Genomic DNA, 16,056 nt, shown 5'->3' on the forward strand with positions numbered 1-16,056 from the left:
GGTCAGCCCTGTTTCGATGGTAGAGAGGTCGACGAAGACGACACGGGCGCCGACTGGCCGCTGTCTTTCAATGCTTTTGTCACTTCAGGCGGCATGTATTTCTCATCGTGTTTGGCCAGTACCTCATCGGCGACTACCACGCCATCGGCGTTGAGCTTGCCCAAGGCGACGATGCCCTGCCCTTCACGGAACAGGTCAGGAAGAATGCCGCGATAGGTAATGGTCACCGACTTATTGAAATCGGTGACGATGAATTTGACGTCCAAGGAATCGCCGGAGCGTTGCAACGAACCTTTTTCCACCATGCCGCCAGCGCGAATACGCGCATCAACCGGGGCCTCGCCGTTGGCGATCTGAGTCGGGGTGTAGAACAGGTTGATGTTCTGTTGCAGCGCACTCAAGGCCAGGCCGACGGCGACGCCCACTCCGGCCAGTATTCCGACAATGATCAACAGACGCTTCTTACGCAGCGGATTCACTTCTGATTCTCCCAGCGCAGACGTCGCGCCTCTTGTTGCAAGTAACGCCGACGGGCCAAGACCGGCAGCGCGACGTTTAGAGCCAATACCGACAGGCAAATGCCATACGCAGACCAGACATACAGGGCATGACGGCCCATGGCCAAGAAATCACCAAACGAGTCGAAACTCACTGTACGACTCCTTTGACGGGCACTTGATTCAGGCTTTTCATGATTTCGTCCTTGACCCAACTGCTGCGCGCTTCGCGCTTTAGGACTTCAAGGCGCATGCGCAGCAACAGCACTGCGCCAAAGAAGCAATAGAACCCCAAGACCATGAACAGCAACGGCAGCCACATCTCGGCCGGCATCGCCGGTTTTTCCGTGAGGCTGAAGGTCGCGCCCTGGTGCAAGGTGCTCCACCATTCCACCGAGTATTTGATGATCGGTATGTTGATCACGCCAACAATCGCCAGTACCGCGCAGGCTTTGGCGGCGCTCTCGCGGTTGGTAATGGCGTTGCCGAGGGCAATCAGACCGAAGTACAGGAACAACAGAATCAACATCGATGTCAGGCGCGCATCCCACACCCACCACGAACCCCAGGTCGGTTTGCCCCAGATGGCGCCAGTCACTAACGCCACGGCGGTCATCCAGGCCCCCACGGGAGCAGCACACTGCAGCGCAACATCGGCTATTTTCATCTTCCAGACCAGCCCGACCACACCGGCCACGGCCAACATCACGTAGCAGGACTGGGCGACCATGGCGGCCGGAACGTGAATATAAATGATGCGAAAACTGTTGCCCTGCTGATAGTCCGGCGGCGCAAAGGCGAGGCCCCATACCAGACCGATACCGATCAGCAACACGGCGGCGATGCTCAGCCAGGGCAGCATGCGCCCGCTGATACCGTAAAACCATTTAGGTGAGCCCAGCTTGTGGAACCAGGTCCAACTGATGTTGCTTTTCATCACGCTGCCTTTCATCACAGTACTTTCAGGGTCTTTATTGATCAGCGCCCTCGGGCGGCGATGATCCAACCTCAATTATTCGCCGACGCTGATCTTCAGGCCAGCGGCTATTGCAAAAGGTGTCAGGGTTACTGCCAAAGCGGTCAGGCTGCCAAGCCAAAGCAAGTAACCGGTGGCGGGCATGCCATGCAGCGCCGCTTGTAACGCGCCGCTGCCCAGAATCAATACCGGGATGTACAACGGCAATATCAATAACGCCAACAATAATCCGCCGCGCTTCAAGCCGACGGTCAATGCCGCACCCACCGCGCCGAGCAAGCTTAGTACCGGCGTACCCAGCAGCAGCGAGAGCAACAATACAGGCAGGCATTCACTGGGCAAACCCAGCATCAATGCCAATAACGGCGCCAATAGCACCAGCGCCAGTCCGGAAAACACCCAGTGTGCCAGCACCTTGGCTGAAACTAGAAGAGCCAGGGGGTGCGACGAAAGGACCCACTGCTCCAGTGAACCGTCTTCAAAATCACTGCGAAACAGCCCGTCAAGCGAGAGCAGGACTGACAATAGCGCTGCCACCCAGACTAATCCCGGCGACAAGGTTTGCAACAATTGAGTCTCCGGGCCGACGGCCAGCGGGAACAAGGCGATCACGATTGCGAAAAAAACCAGCGGGTTAGCCAATTCCGCCGGACGACGAAATAACAAACGTGCTTCACGGGCGACCATCAGGGTAAACACATGACTCATACCGCCCACTGCCCCAGATCAAGGTCTCGATAACCGCCAGGCATATGGCCCAGCGTATGGTGAGTGGTCAACACAACCATGCCGCCGCGCTCGCAATGTGCCGCCAGGTGCGTTTCGAGTTGAGCCACACCTTGTTTGTCCAACGCGGTGAACGGTTCATCGAGGATCCACAACGGCGGGCTATCGAGGTACAGACGCGCCAACGCGACGCGCCGTTGCTGGCCTGCCGACAAGGTATGGCAAGGCACGTCTTCGAAGCCGCGCAAACCGACCGACTCCAGCGCGCGCCAAATATCGTCGCGGTGGGCGGGACGGTGCAAGGCACACAGCCATGTGAGGTTTTCCTCGGCGGTGAGCAGGTCCTTGATACCGGCAGCGTGGCCGATCCACAGCAGGTTGCGCGCCAGCTCGGTCCGCTGCGTCGCCAGCGGCTGGCCGTTAAGCAGCACGTCCCCCGCCGTCGGCTGCATCAGCCCGGCCAGCAACCGCAACAGGCTGGTTTTACCACTACCGTTCGGGCCGCTTATTTGCAGCATATCGCCGGCAGACAGACGCAGTTCGAGGTTCTCGAAGAGCATCCGCCAGTCACGCTCGCAAGCAAGCGCCACGGCTTCTAGAAGCGGGCTGGGCATGGCTGACCTTTCTTTGATGATCAAGGGCTAAGCGGTTCAAGTCGGCTAAAAACCGGCCGTTATACTGATGACGTTTAAACGTGCACCTACCCGAAAGGAGGGGTGACTTAAATTTTTATCCGCACCCTCCTAGACGGGGCGGCATTATACATGTCATGTCCTACTTTCAAGAGGGCAATTTCCACAGGTTGTAACTCTCCATGACTGGCGACATTAGCAGCCTCCCACCGCTCTCCCCTGCCGCAGTGCTCATTAAGGCTGGGGTTGCGCCGAGTGACGTTCTCAAATTGCTTCAACCTGCGGCGGGATTGTTGGCGGCGGGCGAAATCGTTACCGCAGAAGTCGTCACGACTAAACCCGTGGATCAGGCGTTTCAGTTGCTGTTACGGCTAAACCTGGTGAGCGGCGGTCAAACCCTGATACAAGCCATCAGCCCGCAGCCGTTGCCGGTGGGCGCTAATTTGTTGGTGTCGCAGCCCACGCCCAGCAGCCTGGCCATTACTGTGCAACAGAGCTTGAGTTCGGCGGTTGCCAGCTTACTGACCATCGACACCAAACAATTGCCGGTGGGCACCTTGCTGCAAGGCACTGTGCAGAGCAGCCAGCCATTGCCATTGCCTCAGGGTCAGGGTCAGGGTCAGCCTGCGCTGTTTCGCAACATCATCACCCTGATCAACACCGTTCTCGCCGGCACCAGCCTGACGGTGGACAGCCCCCAGCCATTGGCAGTTGGTAGCCAACTCAACGCTCAGATCCAGGGGCCGCAGTTCTTGAGTTTCGTACAACTGAGCACGCACCTGGATCAAGTGGCGGTTTCCCAGCAGCTCAGCACCCAGCAAAGCCGCCAAGGCTCACTGGACGGTTTGTTCAAGGTGCTGCAGAACATTCAGCAAAACCAAAGCTTGCCACCCGCGCTGCAAGAGAGCATCGATACGTTGTTGGCCGATCTGCCGGATATTCAACAATTAAGTGACCCCAAAGTCGTCGCGCAGGCCTTGAGCGGCAGCGGCGTGTTTCTTGAAGCCAACCTCCTCGGCGGCCAAACCGTGGCCGCCGGTCCAGACCTGAAAGCCAATTTATTAAGGCTGATTGCGCAGATCCTGCCGAACGTTCCTGACAACACCGATTACGACGCCGCAGCGGCCGCTAATAGCATGGCCCGGGTCATGCCGAGCATTATTCGCAATGCGTTGGGCACGCTGGGGTTGGTAGGCGCACGCCCGCACCTCAGTGGTTTCCCGATTCCGTCGCGTCACTTCGGCGCAGAGAATGCGGAAGACCTTGAGACCTTGTTAAAGCTTACCGCCGCGGCCATTTCGCGCCTGCAAAGCCATCAATTGTCCGGGCTCGAACAGACCCGCACCAGCGCCGACGGAAGCCTGTTGACCACGTGGCAATTGGAAATTCCCATGCGCAATATGCAGGACATCGTGCCACTACAGGTCAAAGTCCAACGTGAAGAAACGTCGGATCAGGATCAGAGTGCCGAGAAAAGCGACAACCCGAACAAGCCCGCCAAAGAGAAGCTCTGGCGGGTCGAACTGGCATTCAATTTGGAGCCGCTAGGGCCGCTGCAAGTCCAGGCGCAACTGGTACGCGGTAGTTTGTCTAGCCAGTTGTGGGCCGAGCGTTCGCAAAGCGCCGAGCTGATCGGCCGTGAATTGGGTTACCTGCGCGAGCGTCTGGTGGCGTCTGGCATCACCGTCAGCGAGTTGGCCTGCCATCGCGGCACCCCGCCACAAGGCCAGCGCACCGCCCTTGAACAACGCTGGATCGACGAGAAAGCCTGATGACTCAATCCGACCACACCCCGCGTCAGGCCATCGCCCTCAGCTACGACGGGCAACAAGCGCCAACCCTCACAGCCAAAGGCAACGACCAATTGGCCGAAACCATTCTGGCCATCGCCCGGGAATACAAGGTGCCAATCTACGAAAACGCCGAACTGGTCAAACTGCTGGCCCGTATGGAATTGGGCGACAGCATCCCTGAAGCGCTGTATCGCACCATCGCCGAAATCATCGCGTTTGCCTGGCACCTGAAAGGCAAGTTTCCTGCGGGCCGTGACCCTAACGCCGAGCCAGTGGAACGGGACATCACGCCGAGCGCCTGAGAAACCGCATCAAGCCCTTCGCCAGCAAGTCGGTGCCTACAGATCGGTAAGGCTTTTTCAGCTTTCCGACGCCAGCATATGGTCGAACAGCAGTCGCGCAGTGACCGACAGCGCTTCCCGGGAGCGTACGCACAAGGTCAGTTCGCGGGTAGCCCAGGGTTCGTCCAGCGTGAGGGTTTTTGCATGCTCAATGGCATAAATATCGACACTGCCCTGAGGCAATATCCCGATCCCGATACCCGCTTGAACCATCAAGCATAAAGCGTCGTAACTGGACACTTCCATCCGCAACTTGAGCGATCTTCCTGCATCACTGGCCGCTTTGATCATCTGAAAATTGAGATGGGTGCCGCTGCGTAACGCCACGTATTCATAATCGAGGGTGTCGGCGAAAGTCACGCTGTCGCGGGCTGCCAATGGATGGCCATCGGGGACCAGCAGCACCAATTGATCCGTGCGGAACGGATACACCTCTACGTCCGAGCCATGCGGTAATTGAGTAAATACGCCGATGTCGGCGAGGTTTTCCGCGACGCCCTTCGTAATCGCCAGGCTTTGCTTTTCTTCCAGGGTTATCTGAATCTGCGGGTAAAGGTCCATGAACGACTTGAGCAGTGAGGGCATGAACTGAGTGATGGCTGAGATGTTAGCGAGCACATGAATAGAGCCGCGTCGACCGTGGGAAAAATCGTGCATCTGCACGACAATCTCATTCAAGTTGTTTAGCACGCTACGGGCCATGTAAAGCAAGGAAATACCTGCGGCCGTCGGAGTAATCCCCTTGTTGGTGCGCACCAGTAACTGCGAGTTGAGCAGCTCTTCCAGCTCACTCAAACGCTTGCTGACCGCCGCGGCCGCAATGTGTTCGCGCTTGGCGGCGGCAGCGATCGTGCCTTCTTCAATGACGCTGACAAATAGACGCAACGAGATGGGATCGAGTTTCATAAGGGCCAACAGGCTCAACGGTGTGGACTGCGCCGATGGTAACCCTTTACGTCGGCTTCAGAATGCGCCAGAAAGCAGATAACCCGCGTTTGGCACTTGGGCTTTCAAGCCCAGGGTTTTCAGGATCTGGTAAACGGTGGCGACTGACGCTGACAACACCGGCAGGTCGATACGGTCTTGGACCACTTGGATCGCCGGCAGCGATGGCATCTGTACACAGGCTGAAAGCACCACGCCGTCCGCTTGGCCTATATTCAGGCGATCAGCGTGCGCCACCAGATTCATCGGGTCCAGACGACCCACCGCGAGGTTGTCAGAGACCTCCAAACTGATCGAGTCGGTCACTTCAATTCCGGCGGCTTCGATGTAGTCGATGACTTGTTGGGTCAGCGGCTTCATGTACGGGGTGATCAGCGCGACTTTCTTGTAGCCCAGCACGTTCAAGCTGTCGATCAACGCGCCCGCCGAACTCAACACCGGGGTCGGCGCATTGTTGCTCTTAACGGTTTCACTCAGGCGGGCCTGGGAGACTTTGTGGTAACCGGCGCCTTGGCACATGATCGCCACCAGGCAGGCATAGGCCATGACGTCGACTCGGGCATCGCTCAGTTCCAGTGCGCAACGGTCACTGTCGACGTCCATTCTTTTAAGTTCTTCCGGGCTTACATTCATCATCCGCATGCGCGCGGAGTGAAAGGTGAAATGCTCCTCAGGGAACAGCGAGTATCGCGAGGTCAGCATCGCTGGGATTTCGGTTTCCATGGTGGTGTTGGAGCTTGGAACGATTTGGCCGATACGAAAATTTTTCATAATTCAGTCCTTCTCTAGAAGTCAGTTGCCGCTGGTCAGTTGAGCGCCCTTGGTTTCCTGAAGCGTGAACACCAGGACGGCGGCGATCGCATAAGAAACAGAGGCAAGAGAAATGGTCGCAGTGAAGCCAACAAGCGGGATTAAAATCGGTACCAGCTTGATCCCGGCGATGGCGCCGACACGACCGAAGTTGAAGCAAAAACCTGACGCGGTGGAACGAATGCTGGTCGGGAACAATTCCGAATACCACGAACCGAAACCGCTGAAGTAGCCGGTAAAGAAGCCCAGCAATGCAGCCAGGGAGCCGAGGGTGATCACGTTCTGGGTGGTGAACAGCAGTTTGCCGTCAGTCAATGGCATCAGCGTCGCTGAGTAGGCAAACACCGGCACCATGATCGCCATCCCCGCGAAAAAAATCGCGAACGACAGACGCCGGCCAATTGCTTCGGCTAAATAGCCATACGCCAGGTAACCAATGGTCGCGCCAATGCCGATCCAGATCACAAACACCGGTGCTTGATCAATTCGCACGTTGAGGATGTTCTGCAGATAGGCGGGCATAAAGGTCATGATGATCCAATAGCCGTACATGCCGAGTACCGAGATGCTCAAACCGAGCAGGGTCAGCTTCAGGTGTTGCGGACTAAAGATCTCCATCAGCCGGCCTTTTTTGGCGTTCTGGCGCATAAATTCGCGGTTGGCCAGCCAAACGGGCGATTCTTTGACGAACAGCATGATGAACACCAGCGTGAAATAGGCTGGGATCGAGGCGTAGATAAACAGCGAGCGCCATGATTCGGGGTCGCTGGTCTTTAGAAAGGTCCACGCGAATATTGCTGCCAGAAGGCCACCGCCCGACCAACCGGTTTGCATCACCGCGAAGGCTTTGGCGCGACCGGCCGGCGGCCAGATCTCCGAGACCAGTGCTGCGGCTGCAGACCACAACCCACCCACCGCGATACCGACACAAAAGCGGCAGACGTTGAGTTGCCACAAGCTGTCGGCGTAACCACACAACAGGGTTCCGGTGCCGTAGACAAACACCGACAACAACATGGTTTTTTTGCGGCCGATCTTGTCAGCAATGTTGCCCAGGAAAAAACCACCAATACCGGTCGCTAGCAGGAACCAGGCAACAGTGGAAACCACCTCACCCATGCCGACCGAAAAGCTTTTCGCCACGGCCAATAGGACAAAGCCAAACACGGTGGCGTCCAGCGCGTCGAATAACCAGGCGGCCCAAGAGCCTCCAAGCGTCAGGTAGCGTTCACCCTGAGTAAGGCTGTTGGCGCCCGTCGTGGTAGAAGGTGCTGCAATCGGTCTCGCAGTCATGGTTTTCATCGCATTATCTCGTCGTGATCGACTTATTGTTTTTGCGGACTCACTCGCGACAGCGGTGCGAGATGAGCAATCTGTGAGATGAATACTAAAAGCGGGGATTTGGCGCGTATATCAGGCATTCACGAGCCTGCCATCGCGTATGGCGATGGCTAGCTCCTGAAAGGCATGTTTGCGGGGAATTCAGAGATTCTGGAGGAGCTGCCGAAAGCTGCGATAGGTCCGAAGGACCTTCGCCAACGAGCTGGCTCCTACAGGGATAGGGGCCGTAGACGTGTGCCCTACCCGCGCCGTGGCGACTCGTGCATTTTGCTCATCAACCGAGCTTCTGCCTGGGTCAGGCCGCAGGATTGGGTCAGTTCATCGACGCTGGCACCCATGCCGACCAATCGGGCGGCTTGGGCGAAGGACAGCGTGGACGGGTCACGCTGCTCAAGCTGGCTCAACTTGTCCGGCAGCGGCGCGACGACTGAGCGCAATTCGTGCAAGTCCTCGCCCATGCGAATGGTGCCGCTCTGGTAGTTATCCAGACGTCTGGCCAACTCTCGGATGCGTTGATCACGCACCGTGTCGTCTTCGGCCTGTTGCGTCAGCAATAACCGCTGGCGTTTGGCGTAAGACAGAAACAGCACCAACGAGAGCACCCAAAGGATGCCCAGGAAAATTACCGCAGCCTCAAGAATCAATCAGATGTTCTCCAGGTCCGACCACTCTTCTTCCGACATCATTTTGTCCAGCTCAACAAGGATCAGCAGTTCACCGTTCTTGTTGCACACGCCCTGGATAAACTTGGCGGATTCGTCATTGCCCACGTTCGGCGCGGTTTCGACTTCAGACTGACGCAGATAAACCACTTCTGCCACGCTGTCGACCAGAATCCCGACCACTTGCTTGTCCGCTTCGATGATCACAACGCGGGTGTTGTCGCTGACTTCAACCGGGGCCAGACCGAAACGCTGACGGGTGTCGATGACGGTCACGACGTTACCGCGCAAGTTAATGATGCCCAGCACGTAGCTTGGCGCACCCGGAACAGGAGCGATTTCGGTGTAGCGCAGCACTTCCTGAACCTGCATCACGTTGATGCCATACGACTCGTTATCCAGGCGGAAGGTAACCCACTGCAGGATAGGATCTTCGGAACCTTGTGCTGACGACTTATTCATACCCCTAACCCCTCAAGTGTGTGCTGTACAGACGGCACTGAGCGCCGCCCTATGATTATTTGATAACGCCCATTTGCTTGACCGCGCCACTGGCTATCAGCTCGGCCAATTCGGAAACATCCAGCAATGCACACATGTGTTCAATCACTGTGCCCGCCAACCAGGGGCGTTGGCCGCGCTGGCTGCGCCATTTGATTTCGTTGGGGTCCAGGCGTATTGAGCGGCTGACGTGATGCACGGCCAGCCCCCATTCATAACCCTGAACCGAAATAACGTATTGCAAGCCCTGGCGGAAATCGTCGCGGTAGCGGTCGGGCATCACCCAGCGCGCCGTGTCGAGTACCTTCAAGTTGCCGCTTTGGCTGGGCAAGATCCCCAGAAACCAGTCCGGCTGGCCAAACAACGGTGTCAGCTCAGTCCCGGCCAAGGAATAGATCGAGCCCAAGCACACCAACGGCACGGCCAATGTCAGGCCGGCGACGTCGAACAACAAGCATTCGAACGGCTCGGCAGCCCACGCGGGGCGGCCGTCTTTGGCCAACGGCGGTGGCGTGCCCTGAGCCAAAGCAACGGGCACGTCCACCACGGAGCTGAACATGGTCACCGAACGCTCAACAACTGGCTTCGCTTCGATCACCTTGGGCACAAGCGCCACAGGTGCGGGCAACGCCAGCTCATGAACCACGCTCGGCACAGGCACAGCAACGACAACCGCCGCCAACGCCGCGCTAACCACCGCATCACGGGCTTGCTCTTCGAGCACCGCAGCCTGGAATTCATCCAGGTCGGAACTGACCGTCAGCTCTTGCGTGGCGTCGAAAAGCAACGCATCCAGATAAGACTGCAGCGCCAGTTGTGGCCGTGTTGCGATATCGACAGGGCGGTTCATGACTCAGATCCGAAAAGACGACCTTTAGGGTTTATCGGCCGTGTTGGCACCCGACTTGAATGTGTCGGCAACTCAGCCATAAGCACCTCAAGCGACCTGCGCGAGAAGTTGTTGGGACAGCAAATCTTTGAGCAGCGCGCGGTAAGCCAGCACGGCCCGACTCTTATTGTCGAACTGCGAAGGCGTCACGCCCACCCGGCTGGCGTCACGCAAACGGGTATCGATCGGCACGTAGGCTTTCCAGAGGTGTTCCGGGTAGCTATCACGCAGCACCTTTAGCGTGCCCATGGACGCCTGCGTCCGGCGATCAAACAAGGTCGGGACGATGGTGTAAGGCAGCGCGACTTTGCGTGAACGGTTAATCATTGCCAGGGTGTTCACCATCCGCTCCAGGCCTTTAACGGCGAGGAATTCGGTCTGCACCGGGATCACCAGTTGCTGACTGGCCGCCAAAGCGTTGACCATCAACACCCCGAGCAACGGCGGGCTGTCGATAATCGCGTAATCGAAATCTTGCCAGAGCTGCGCCAAGCTTTTGGCGATCACCAGACCCAAACCGCTTTGTCCCGGCGATTGGCGTTCAAGCACAGCTAGGGCGGTGCTCGACGGCATCAGCGAAATATTGTTATCGCTGGTCGGCAGCAACAGTTGGCCGGGCAACCCCTCTGGCACCAAACCCTTGTGCAGAAACAAGTCATAAGCACTGTGTTCGAGGGTATCGGGGTTGTGTCCGAAGTAACTGGTCATGGAGCCATGGGGGTCAAGATCGACAACGACCACGCGCTTGCGGGCCTCAGCCAGCAAACCGGCTAAAGCGATGGTAGAAGTGGTCTTACCGACCCCACCTTTTTGATTAGCTACTGCCCAGACTCTCATGGTGCTTTTTCCGCTCGGCAATCCATTGACCTACCGAGAATTGGCTATAAGGCGGGCGGCGGAGAATTGACGGCGTTCGCGCGTACCGGCGGTATTAATCGGGGCGGTGCAGTTTGTGTGCCAGCACGCCTTAATGCTGCGTCCGGCTTGGCGTTGGCAGTGCCAGAGCCGGTGAGGCTGCGACGAACTTCCAGGTTGCGGGAAATGACTAACACCACGCGCCGATTGCGGGCACGGCCCTCAACGGTGGTGTTGGGCGCCACTGGCTGAAACTCGCCGTAACCGACCGAGGCCATACGCGCCGGGTTGATCCCGTCAATCGCCAGCATGCGAACGATGCTCGCCGCTCGGGCAGACGACAGCTCCCAGTTTGTCGGGTACTGAGCGGTGCGGATGGGTTGGTCATCGGTGAAGCCTTCGACATGCACCGGGTTGTCAAACGGACTCAGGATCTTCGCGACCTTTTCGATGATATTGAACGCCGCGTCGCTGGGCATCGCATCACCGCTGCCGAACAACATGCTGGAATTGAGCTCGATCTCAATCCACAGCTCGTTACCCCTGACGGTCATCTGGTTGGATTTGATCAGATCGCCAAAACCATCGCGCACGTCGTTGGCAATGGTTTGCAAGGGTGCAATCGGACTTTGCGCGAGGCCGGCATCGACCTCTTGGCTGTCTTTGATCAACGGCTTGGAGGGCGTGATGGTCAGTGGCTTTTCATCGCCAATAGGAATCGGCTTGAGGCTGCGATCGGGCTCGTTGAAGGCCCCGATGAGTGCCTGTGAAAGCACCTTGTATTTACCTTCGTTAAGCGACGAGATCGAGTACATGACCACAAAAAACGCGAACAGCAAGGTGATGAAGTCCGCGTAGGACACCAGCCAACGTTCATGATTATCGTGCTCTTCAACTCGACGACGACGGGCCATGGTTAATCCATCACTCCATGAAGCCTTGCAGCTTCAATTCAATCGAACGCGGGTTCTCGCCTTCGGCAATGGACAAAATGCCTTCGAGCAACATTTCACGGTAGCGCGACTGGCGGACGGCGATCGCTTTGAGTTTGTTGGCGATGGGCAGCAGGATCAAGTTGGCCGAGGCCACACCGTAGATCGTGGCGACAAACGCCACAGCAATGCCGCTACCCAATTGACTCGGATCGGCCAGGTTGCCCATCACATGGATCAGCCCCATGACGGCACCAATGATGCCAATGGTCGGCGCGTAGCCACCCATGCTTTCAAATACTTTGGCGGCCTGAATATCGCGGGTTTCCTGGGTGATGAAATCCACTTCCAGAATGCTTCGGATCGCTTCAGGTTCAGCGCCGTCAACCAGCAATTGCAGACCTTTGCGCGCGTATTGATCCGGCTCTGAGTCGGCGATGCTTTCCAGTCCGAGCAAGCCTTCCTTGCGTGCGGTCAGGCTCCAGTTAACGACGCGATCAATGCCGCCGGGCAGATCGATACGTGGCGGAAACAGAATCCATCCCACGATTTGCATGGCGCGCATGAACGCACTCATGGGCGACTGCAGCAGTGCCGCCGCCATGGTGCCACCCAATACGATCAACGCTGCCGGACCGTTGAGCAGCGCAGCCAGATGACCGCCTTCGAGAAAGTTACCGCCAATGATCGCGACAAACGCGAGGATGAGGCCAATAAGACTCAGTACATCCATCAGATGCATGCCTCGACGAGGTGCTTGCCAATCTCATCCAGGCCGTACACCGCATCGGCGAGGTCAGCTTTGACAATCGCCATCGGCATGCCGTAAATCACACAGCTCGCCTCGTCCTGCGCCCAGATATGACTACCGCCCTGCTTGAGCAGGCGAGCGCCTTCACGACCGTCAGCGCCCATGCCTGTGAGCACCACCGCCAAAACCTTGTCACCGTACGACTTGGCGGCAGAGCCGAAGGTGATGTCTACGCACGGCTTGTAATTCAGGCGTTCATCACCGGGCAGGATTTTCACCGCTCCGCGACCGTCGACCATCATTTGTTTGCCGCCAGGCGCAAGTAACGCCAGGCCCGGACGCAAAATATCGCCGTCTTCGGCTTCCTTCACGCTGATCTGGCACAGCTTATCCAAACGCTCGGCAAACGCTTTGGTGAACGCTGCGGGCATGTGTTGAATCAACACGATGGGCGCCGGGAAGTTGGCTGGTAATTGCGTCAGCACACGCTGCAGTGCGACGGGACCACCGGTTGAAGTACCAATGGCGACCAGCTTGTAGGCTTTGCGCTTGGGAGCAGGCGAGTAGTGAGCCGCCGGCGCGTGAGGCGTGACCGCACGCGCCGGCGTGCTACGAGCAGCCGTGGTTGCGCTACTGAAACTGCTGGCCGTTGAGGTCGAACTGGAGGACGACGAAACGGACGACGCTGAGGCTTGCGGTGTCGGGGTGCTATAGCCGCTGAAACGACTGCGCGAAAGGGTGTGGATCTTTTCGCACAACAGTTGTTTGACCTTCTCTGGATTGCGCGAGATGTCTTCGAAGTTCTTTGGCAGAAAATCAACTGCACCTGCATCCAGCGCATCCAGAGTGACGCGCGCGCCCTCGTGGGTTAGCGAGGAAAACATCAGGACCGGGGTCGGAATGCGCTGCATGATGTGACGCACGGCCGTGATGCCGTCCATCATCGGCATTTCGTAGTCCATGGTGATCACGTCAGGCTTGAGCACCAGCGCTTGTTCAATCGCTTCCTTGCCGTTGGTTGCCGTACCGACAACCTGGATATTGGGATCAGCAGAAAGAATTTCCGAGACGCGGCGGCGGAAAAATCCAGAATCGTCCACCACAAGCACTTTAACTACCATAAACACTCCGTAGGGTATTGCGGGCGCTTAGCACGACCCGCAACCCCAGAATCAAATACGCCGAGCGGCGTAGCGCTTGAGCATGCTCGGTACATCGAGAATCAAGGCAATCCGACCGTCACCGGTAATGGTGGCGCCCGACATCCCCGGCGTTCCCTGGAGCATTTTGCCCAGCGGCTTGATAACCACTTCTTCCTGGCCCACCAGTTGATCGACGACAAAGCCGATGCGCTGAGTACCCACGGACAGAATCACGACATGACCTTCTCGTTGTTCTTCATGGGCGGCTGAAGCGACCAGCCATCGTTTGAGATAGAACAGCGGCAACGCTTTTTCGCGAACAATGACCACTTCCTGGCCATCTACGACGTTGGTTCGCGACAGGTCGAGATGGAAAATCTCGTTGACGTTGACCAACGGGAAAGCGAACGCCTGGTTGCCCAGCATCACCATTAGGGTTGGCATGATCGCCAAGGTCAATGGGACCTTAATGACGATTTTCGAGCCTTGGCCCTTGGTCGAGTAAATATTGATCGAACCGTTGAGCTGGGCGATTTTGGTTTTCACCACGTCCATGCCCACGCCACGGCCTGACACGTCGGAAATCTCGGTTTTGGTCGAGAAACCCGGTGCGAAGATCAAGTTGTAGCAATCGGTTTCGCTCAAGCGGTCAGCGGCGTCCTTGTCCATCACGCCACGTTTCACGGCGATGGCACGTAGAACAGCCGGGTCCATGCCTTTACCGTCATCGGAAATCGACAGCAATATGTGGTCGCCTTCCTGTTCCGCCGACAGAATCACACGACCGCAACGGGCTTTACCCGAGGCTTCGCGCTCTTCCGGCGATTCGATACCGTGATCGACCGCGTTGCGCACCAAGTGGACCAACGGGTCGGCAAGGGCCTCGACCAGGTTTTTGTCCAGGTCGGTTTCTTCACCCACCAGTTCCAGGTTGATTTCTTTCTTCAACTGACGCGCAAGGTCTCGGACCAAACGCGGGAAGCGACCGAAGACTTTCTTGATCGGCTGCATCCGGGTTTTCATCACCGCGGTCTGCAGGTCAGCGGTAACCACGTCCAGATTCGACACGGCCTTGGACATGGCTTCGTCGCCGCTGTTCAGGCCCAAACGAACCAGGCGGTTGCGCACCAGTACCAGCTCGCCAACCATGTTCATGATTTCGTCGAGGCGTGCAGTGTCAACCCGTACGGTGGTTTCAGCTTCGGACGCTGCCGGTTTTTCTGGCGCGGCTTTGGCCGGGGCAGCGACCGCTCTGGCGGGCTCAGGCGCATGCACCGCGGCCGCAACCACGGGCGCAGGAGCAGGCTTAGGGGCCGGTGCTGGCGCAGCGGCGGCTATTTTTGCGACCGCTTCTGGCTCGAACTTGCCTTTGCCGTGCAGCTCGTCAAGCAGTGACTCGAATTCGTGATCGGAAATCTGGTCGCTACCGGGCGCTTTACTTGGCGCGGCGACAGCGGCCGGTGCGGTCACTGCCAGTGCGTCGGCAGCGAAAGAACCCTTGCCATGCAATTGATCGAGCAGTGCTTCGAATTCGTCGTCGCTAATGTCGTTGCTGACGGGCGCGGCGAGCGTGGCAACAGGTGCAGCGGGTTTTGCATCGGCGGCAAACTTGCCTTTGCCGTGCAACTGATCAAGCAGCGAATCGAATTCAGCATCGCTGATCTCGTCGCTGGCGGCCGAACCACCGGCGTAGGCGGCAACCGGTGCCGCTACTGCTGGGGCTGATGCAGAGGCTTCCGCCTGCGCTTTGACCGCATTGAGCGAATCGAGCAATTGTTCGAATTCGGTATCGGTAATGTCCGCAGTGGCTTCGACCGGCATCGGCTCAACGCTGACGGGCGCGGCGACAGCGCTCGCTTTGGGTGCTGGCTCTGCCAGGCGCGCCAATTTCGCGAGCAACTCCGGCGTAGCCGCCGTCACGTCGGTGCGTTCACGCACTTCGGTGAACATGGCATTGACCGCGTCCAACGCTTCCAGAACCACGTCCATCAATTCCGAATCAACGCGACGCTCACCCTTGCGCAGGATGTCGAAGACGTTCTCGGCGATGTGGCAGCACTCCACCAGCTCATGGAGCTGGAGGAAGCCGGCGCCCCCTTTTACAGTGTGAAAACCGCGAAAAATTGCATTGAGCAACTCCGCATCATCGGGACGGCTTTCCAGCTCGACCAACTGCTCGGACAATTGCTCGAGAATCTCGCCAGCCTCTACCAGAAAATCCTGAAGGATCTCTTCATCGGCGCCGAAGCTCATTGGGGTGCTC

At 57.7% G+C, this 16,056-nt stretch carries 18 protein-coding genes; 2 read left to right on the top strand and 16 right to left on the bottom strand.

Annotated features, from left to right (window positions below):
• Positions 1–2: 2 nt before the first annotated feature.
• The 5 genes from ccmE to ccmA form a co-directional block, all read right to left on the bottom strand.
• The gene (gene ccmE, locus RHM65_RS22735; protein WP_322168544.1) at positions 3–479 is read right to left on the bottom strand and encodes a cytochrome c maturation protein CcmE; all 477 of its coding nucleotides are present in this window, start codon (positions 477–479) and stop codon (positions 3–5) included.
• Positions 476–652, bottom strand: coding sequence for a heme exporter protein CcmD (gene ccmD / locus RHM65_RS22740; RefSeq protein ID WP_322168542.1), 177 nt, complete (start codon positions 650–652; stop codon positions 476–478). The genes ccmE and ccmD overlap by 4 nt, the downstream gene beginning before the upstream one ends.
• Positions 649–1,434, bottom strand: a complete 786-nt coding sequence (locus tag RHM65_RS22745) for a heme ABC transporter permease (protein ID WP_322168540.1) — start codon at positions 1,432–1,434, stop codon at positions 649–651. Before RHM65_RS22745 ends, ccmD begins: the two co-directional genes overlap by 4 nt.
• Positions 1,435–1,509: 75 nt before the next feature.
• The gene (gene ccmB, locus RHM65_RS22750; RefSeq protein ID WP_322168538.1) at positions 1,510–2,181 is read right to left on the bottom strand and encodes a heme exporter protein CcmB; all 672 of its coding nucleotides are present in this window, start codon (positions 2,179–2,181) and stop codon (positions 1,510–1,512) included.
• Positions 2,178–2,813: a cytochrome c biogenesis heme-transporting ATPase CcmA gene (ccmA, locus tag RHM65_RS22755; protein ID WP_416194763.1), complete on the bottom strand. Its 636-nt coding sequence runs from the start codon at positions 2,811–2,813 to the stop codon at positions 2,178–2,180. Before ccmA ends, ccmB begins: the two co-directional genes overlap by 4 nt.
• Before the next feature lie 200 nt (positions 2,814–3,013).
• On the opposite strand from ccmA, the gene RHM65_RS22760 reads away from it, so the two are divergent.
• Positions 3,014–4,603 (top strand): flagellar hook-length control protein FliK, encoded by a 1,590-nt coding sequence (locus RHM65_RS22760; protein WP_322184082.1) that lies wholly within the window; start codon positions 3,014–3,016, stop codon positions 4,601–4,603.
• The gene (locus RHM65_RS22765; RefSeq protein ID WP_322168534.1) at positions 4,603–4,926 is read left to right on the top strand and encodes an EscU/YscU/HrcU family type III secretion system export apparatus switch protein; all 324 of its coding nucleotides are present in this window, start codon (positions 4,603–4,605) and stop codon (positions 4,924–4,926) included. The genes RHM65_RS22760 and RHM65_RS22765 overlap by 1 nt, the downstream gene beginning before the upstream one ends.
• Positions 4,927–4,983: 57 nt before the next feature.
• Here the strand turns inward: RHM65_RS22765 and RHM65_RS22770 are convergent, their stop codons facing one another.
• From RHM65_RS22770 to RHM65_RS22820, 11 genes are all read right to left on the bottom strand, one after another.
• Complete coding sequence (locus RHM65_RS22770) at positions 4,984–5,871, bottom strand: LysR family transcriptional regulator (RefSeq protein WP_322168533.1); 888 nt, start codon at positions 5,869–5,871, stop codon at positions 4,984–4,986.
• A gap of 57 nt (positions 5,872–5,928) precedes the next feature.
• Positions 5,929–6,681, bottom strand: a complete 753-nt coding sequence (locus tag RHM65_RS22775) for an Asp/Glu racemase (RefSeq protein WP_322168531.1) — start codon at positions 6,679–6,681, stop codon at positions 5,929–5,931.
• Positions 6,682–6,702: 21 nt separating this feature from the next.
• Positions 6,703–8,022 carry an MFS transporter gene (locus RHM65_RS22780; RefSeq protein WP_322168529.1) on the bottom strand — a complete coding sequence of 440 codons (1,320 nt, stop codon included), beginning with the start codon at positions 8,020–8,022 and terminating at the stop codon, positions 6,703–6,705.
• Between the two features lie 278 nt (positions 8,023–8,300).
• The gene (locus RHM65_RS22785) at positions 8,301–8,705 is read right to left on the bottom strand and encodes a DUF2802 domain-containing protein (protein WP_322168528.1); all 405 of its coding nucleotides are present in this window, start codon (positions 8,703–8,705) and stop codon (positions 8,301–8,303) included.
• Positions 8,706–9,185 carry a chemotaxis protein CheW gene (locus RHM65_RS22790; protein ID WP_322168526.1) on the bottom strand — a complete coding sequence of 160 codons (480 nt, stop codon included), beginning with the start codon at positions 9,183–9,185 and terminating at the stop codon, positions 8,706–8,708.
• A gap of 55 nt (positions 9,186–9,240) precedes the next feature.
• Positions 9,241–10,074: a CheW domain-containing protein gene (locus tag RHM65_RS22795; protein WP_322168524.1), complete on the bottom strand. Its 834-nt coding sequence runs from the start codon at positions 10,072–10,074 to the stop codon at positions 9,241–9,243.
• Between the two features lie 87 nt (positions 10,075–10,161).
• The gene (locus RHM65_RS22800; RefSeq protein ID WP_322168522.1) at positions 10,162–10,950 is read right to left on the bottom strand and encodes a ParA family protein; all 789 of its coding nucleotides are present in this window, start codon (positions 10,948–10,950) and stop codon (positions 10,162–10,164) included.
• A 44-nt stretch (positions 10,951–10,994) separates the two neighbouring features.
• Complete coding sequence (gene motD / locus RHM65_RS22805) at positions 10,995–11,882, bottom strand: flagellar motor protein MotD (RefSeq protein ID WP_322168521.1); 888 nt, start codon at positions 11,880–11,882, stop codon at positions 10,995–10,997.
• Positions 11,883–11,892: 10 nt separating this feature from the next.
• Entirely contained in the window at positions 11,893–12,633 is a 741-nt protein-coding gene (locus tag RHM65_RS22810) for a flagellar motor protein (protein WP_322168519.1), read from the bottom strand.
• Positions 12,633–13,772 (bottom strand): chemotaxis response regulator protein-glutamate methylesterase, encoded by a 1,140-nt coding sequence (locus tag RHM65_RS22815; RefSeq protein ID WP_322168517.1) that lies wholly within the window; start codon positions 13,770–13,772, stop codon positions 12,633–12,635. Before RHM65_RS22815 ends, RHM65_RS22810 begins: the two co-directional genes overlap by 1 nt.
• Before the next feature lie 51 nt (positions 13,773–13,823).
• Entirely contained in the window at positions 13,824–16,046 is a 2,223-nt protein-coding gene (locus tag RHM65_RS22820; protein WP_322168516.1) for a chemotaxis protein CheA, read from the bottom strand.
• Positions 16,047–16,056 lie beyond the last annotated feature (10 nt).

The sequence above is a fragment of the Pseudomonas sp. CCI4.2 genome (assembly GCF_034350045.1).
Classification (GTDB): Bacteria; Pseudomonadota; Gammaproteobacteria; order Pseudomonadales; family Pseudomonadaceae; genus Aquipseudomonas.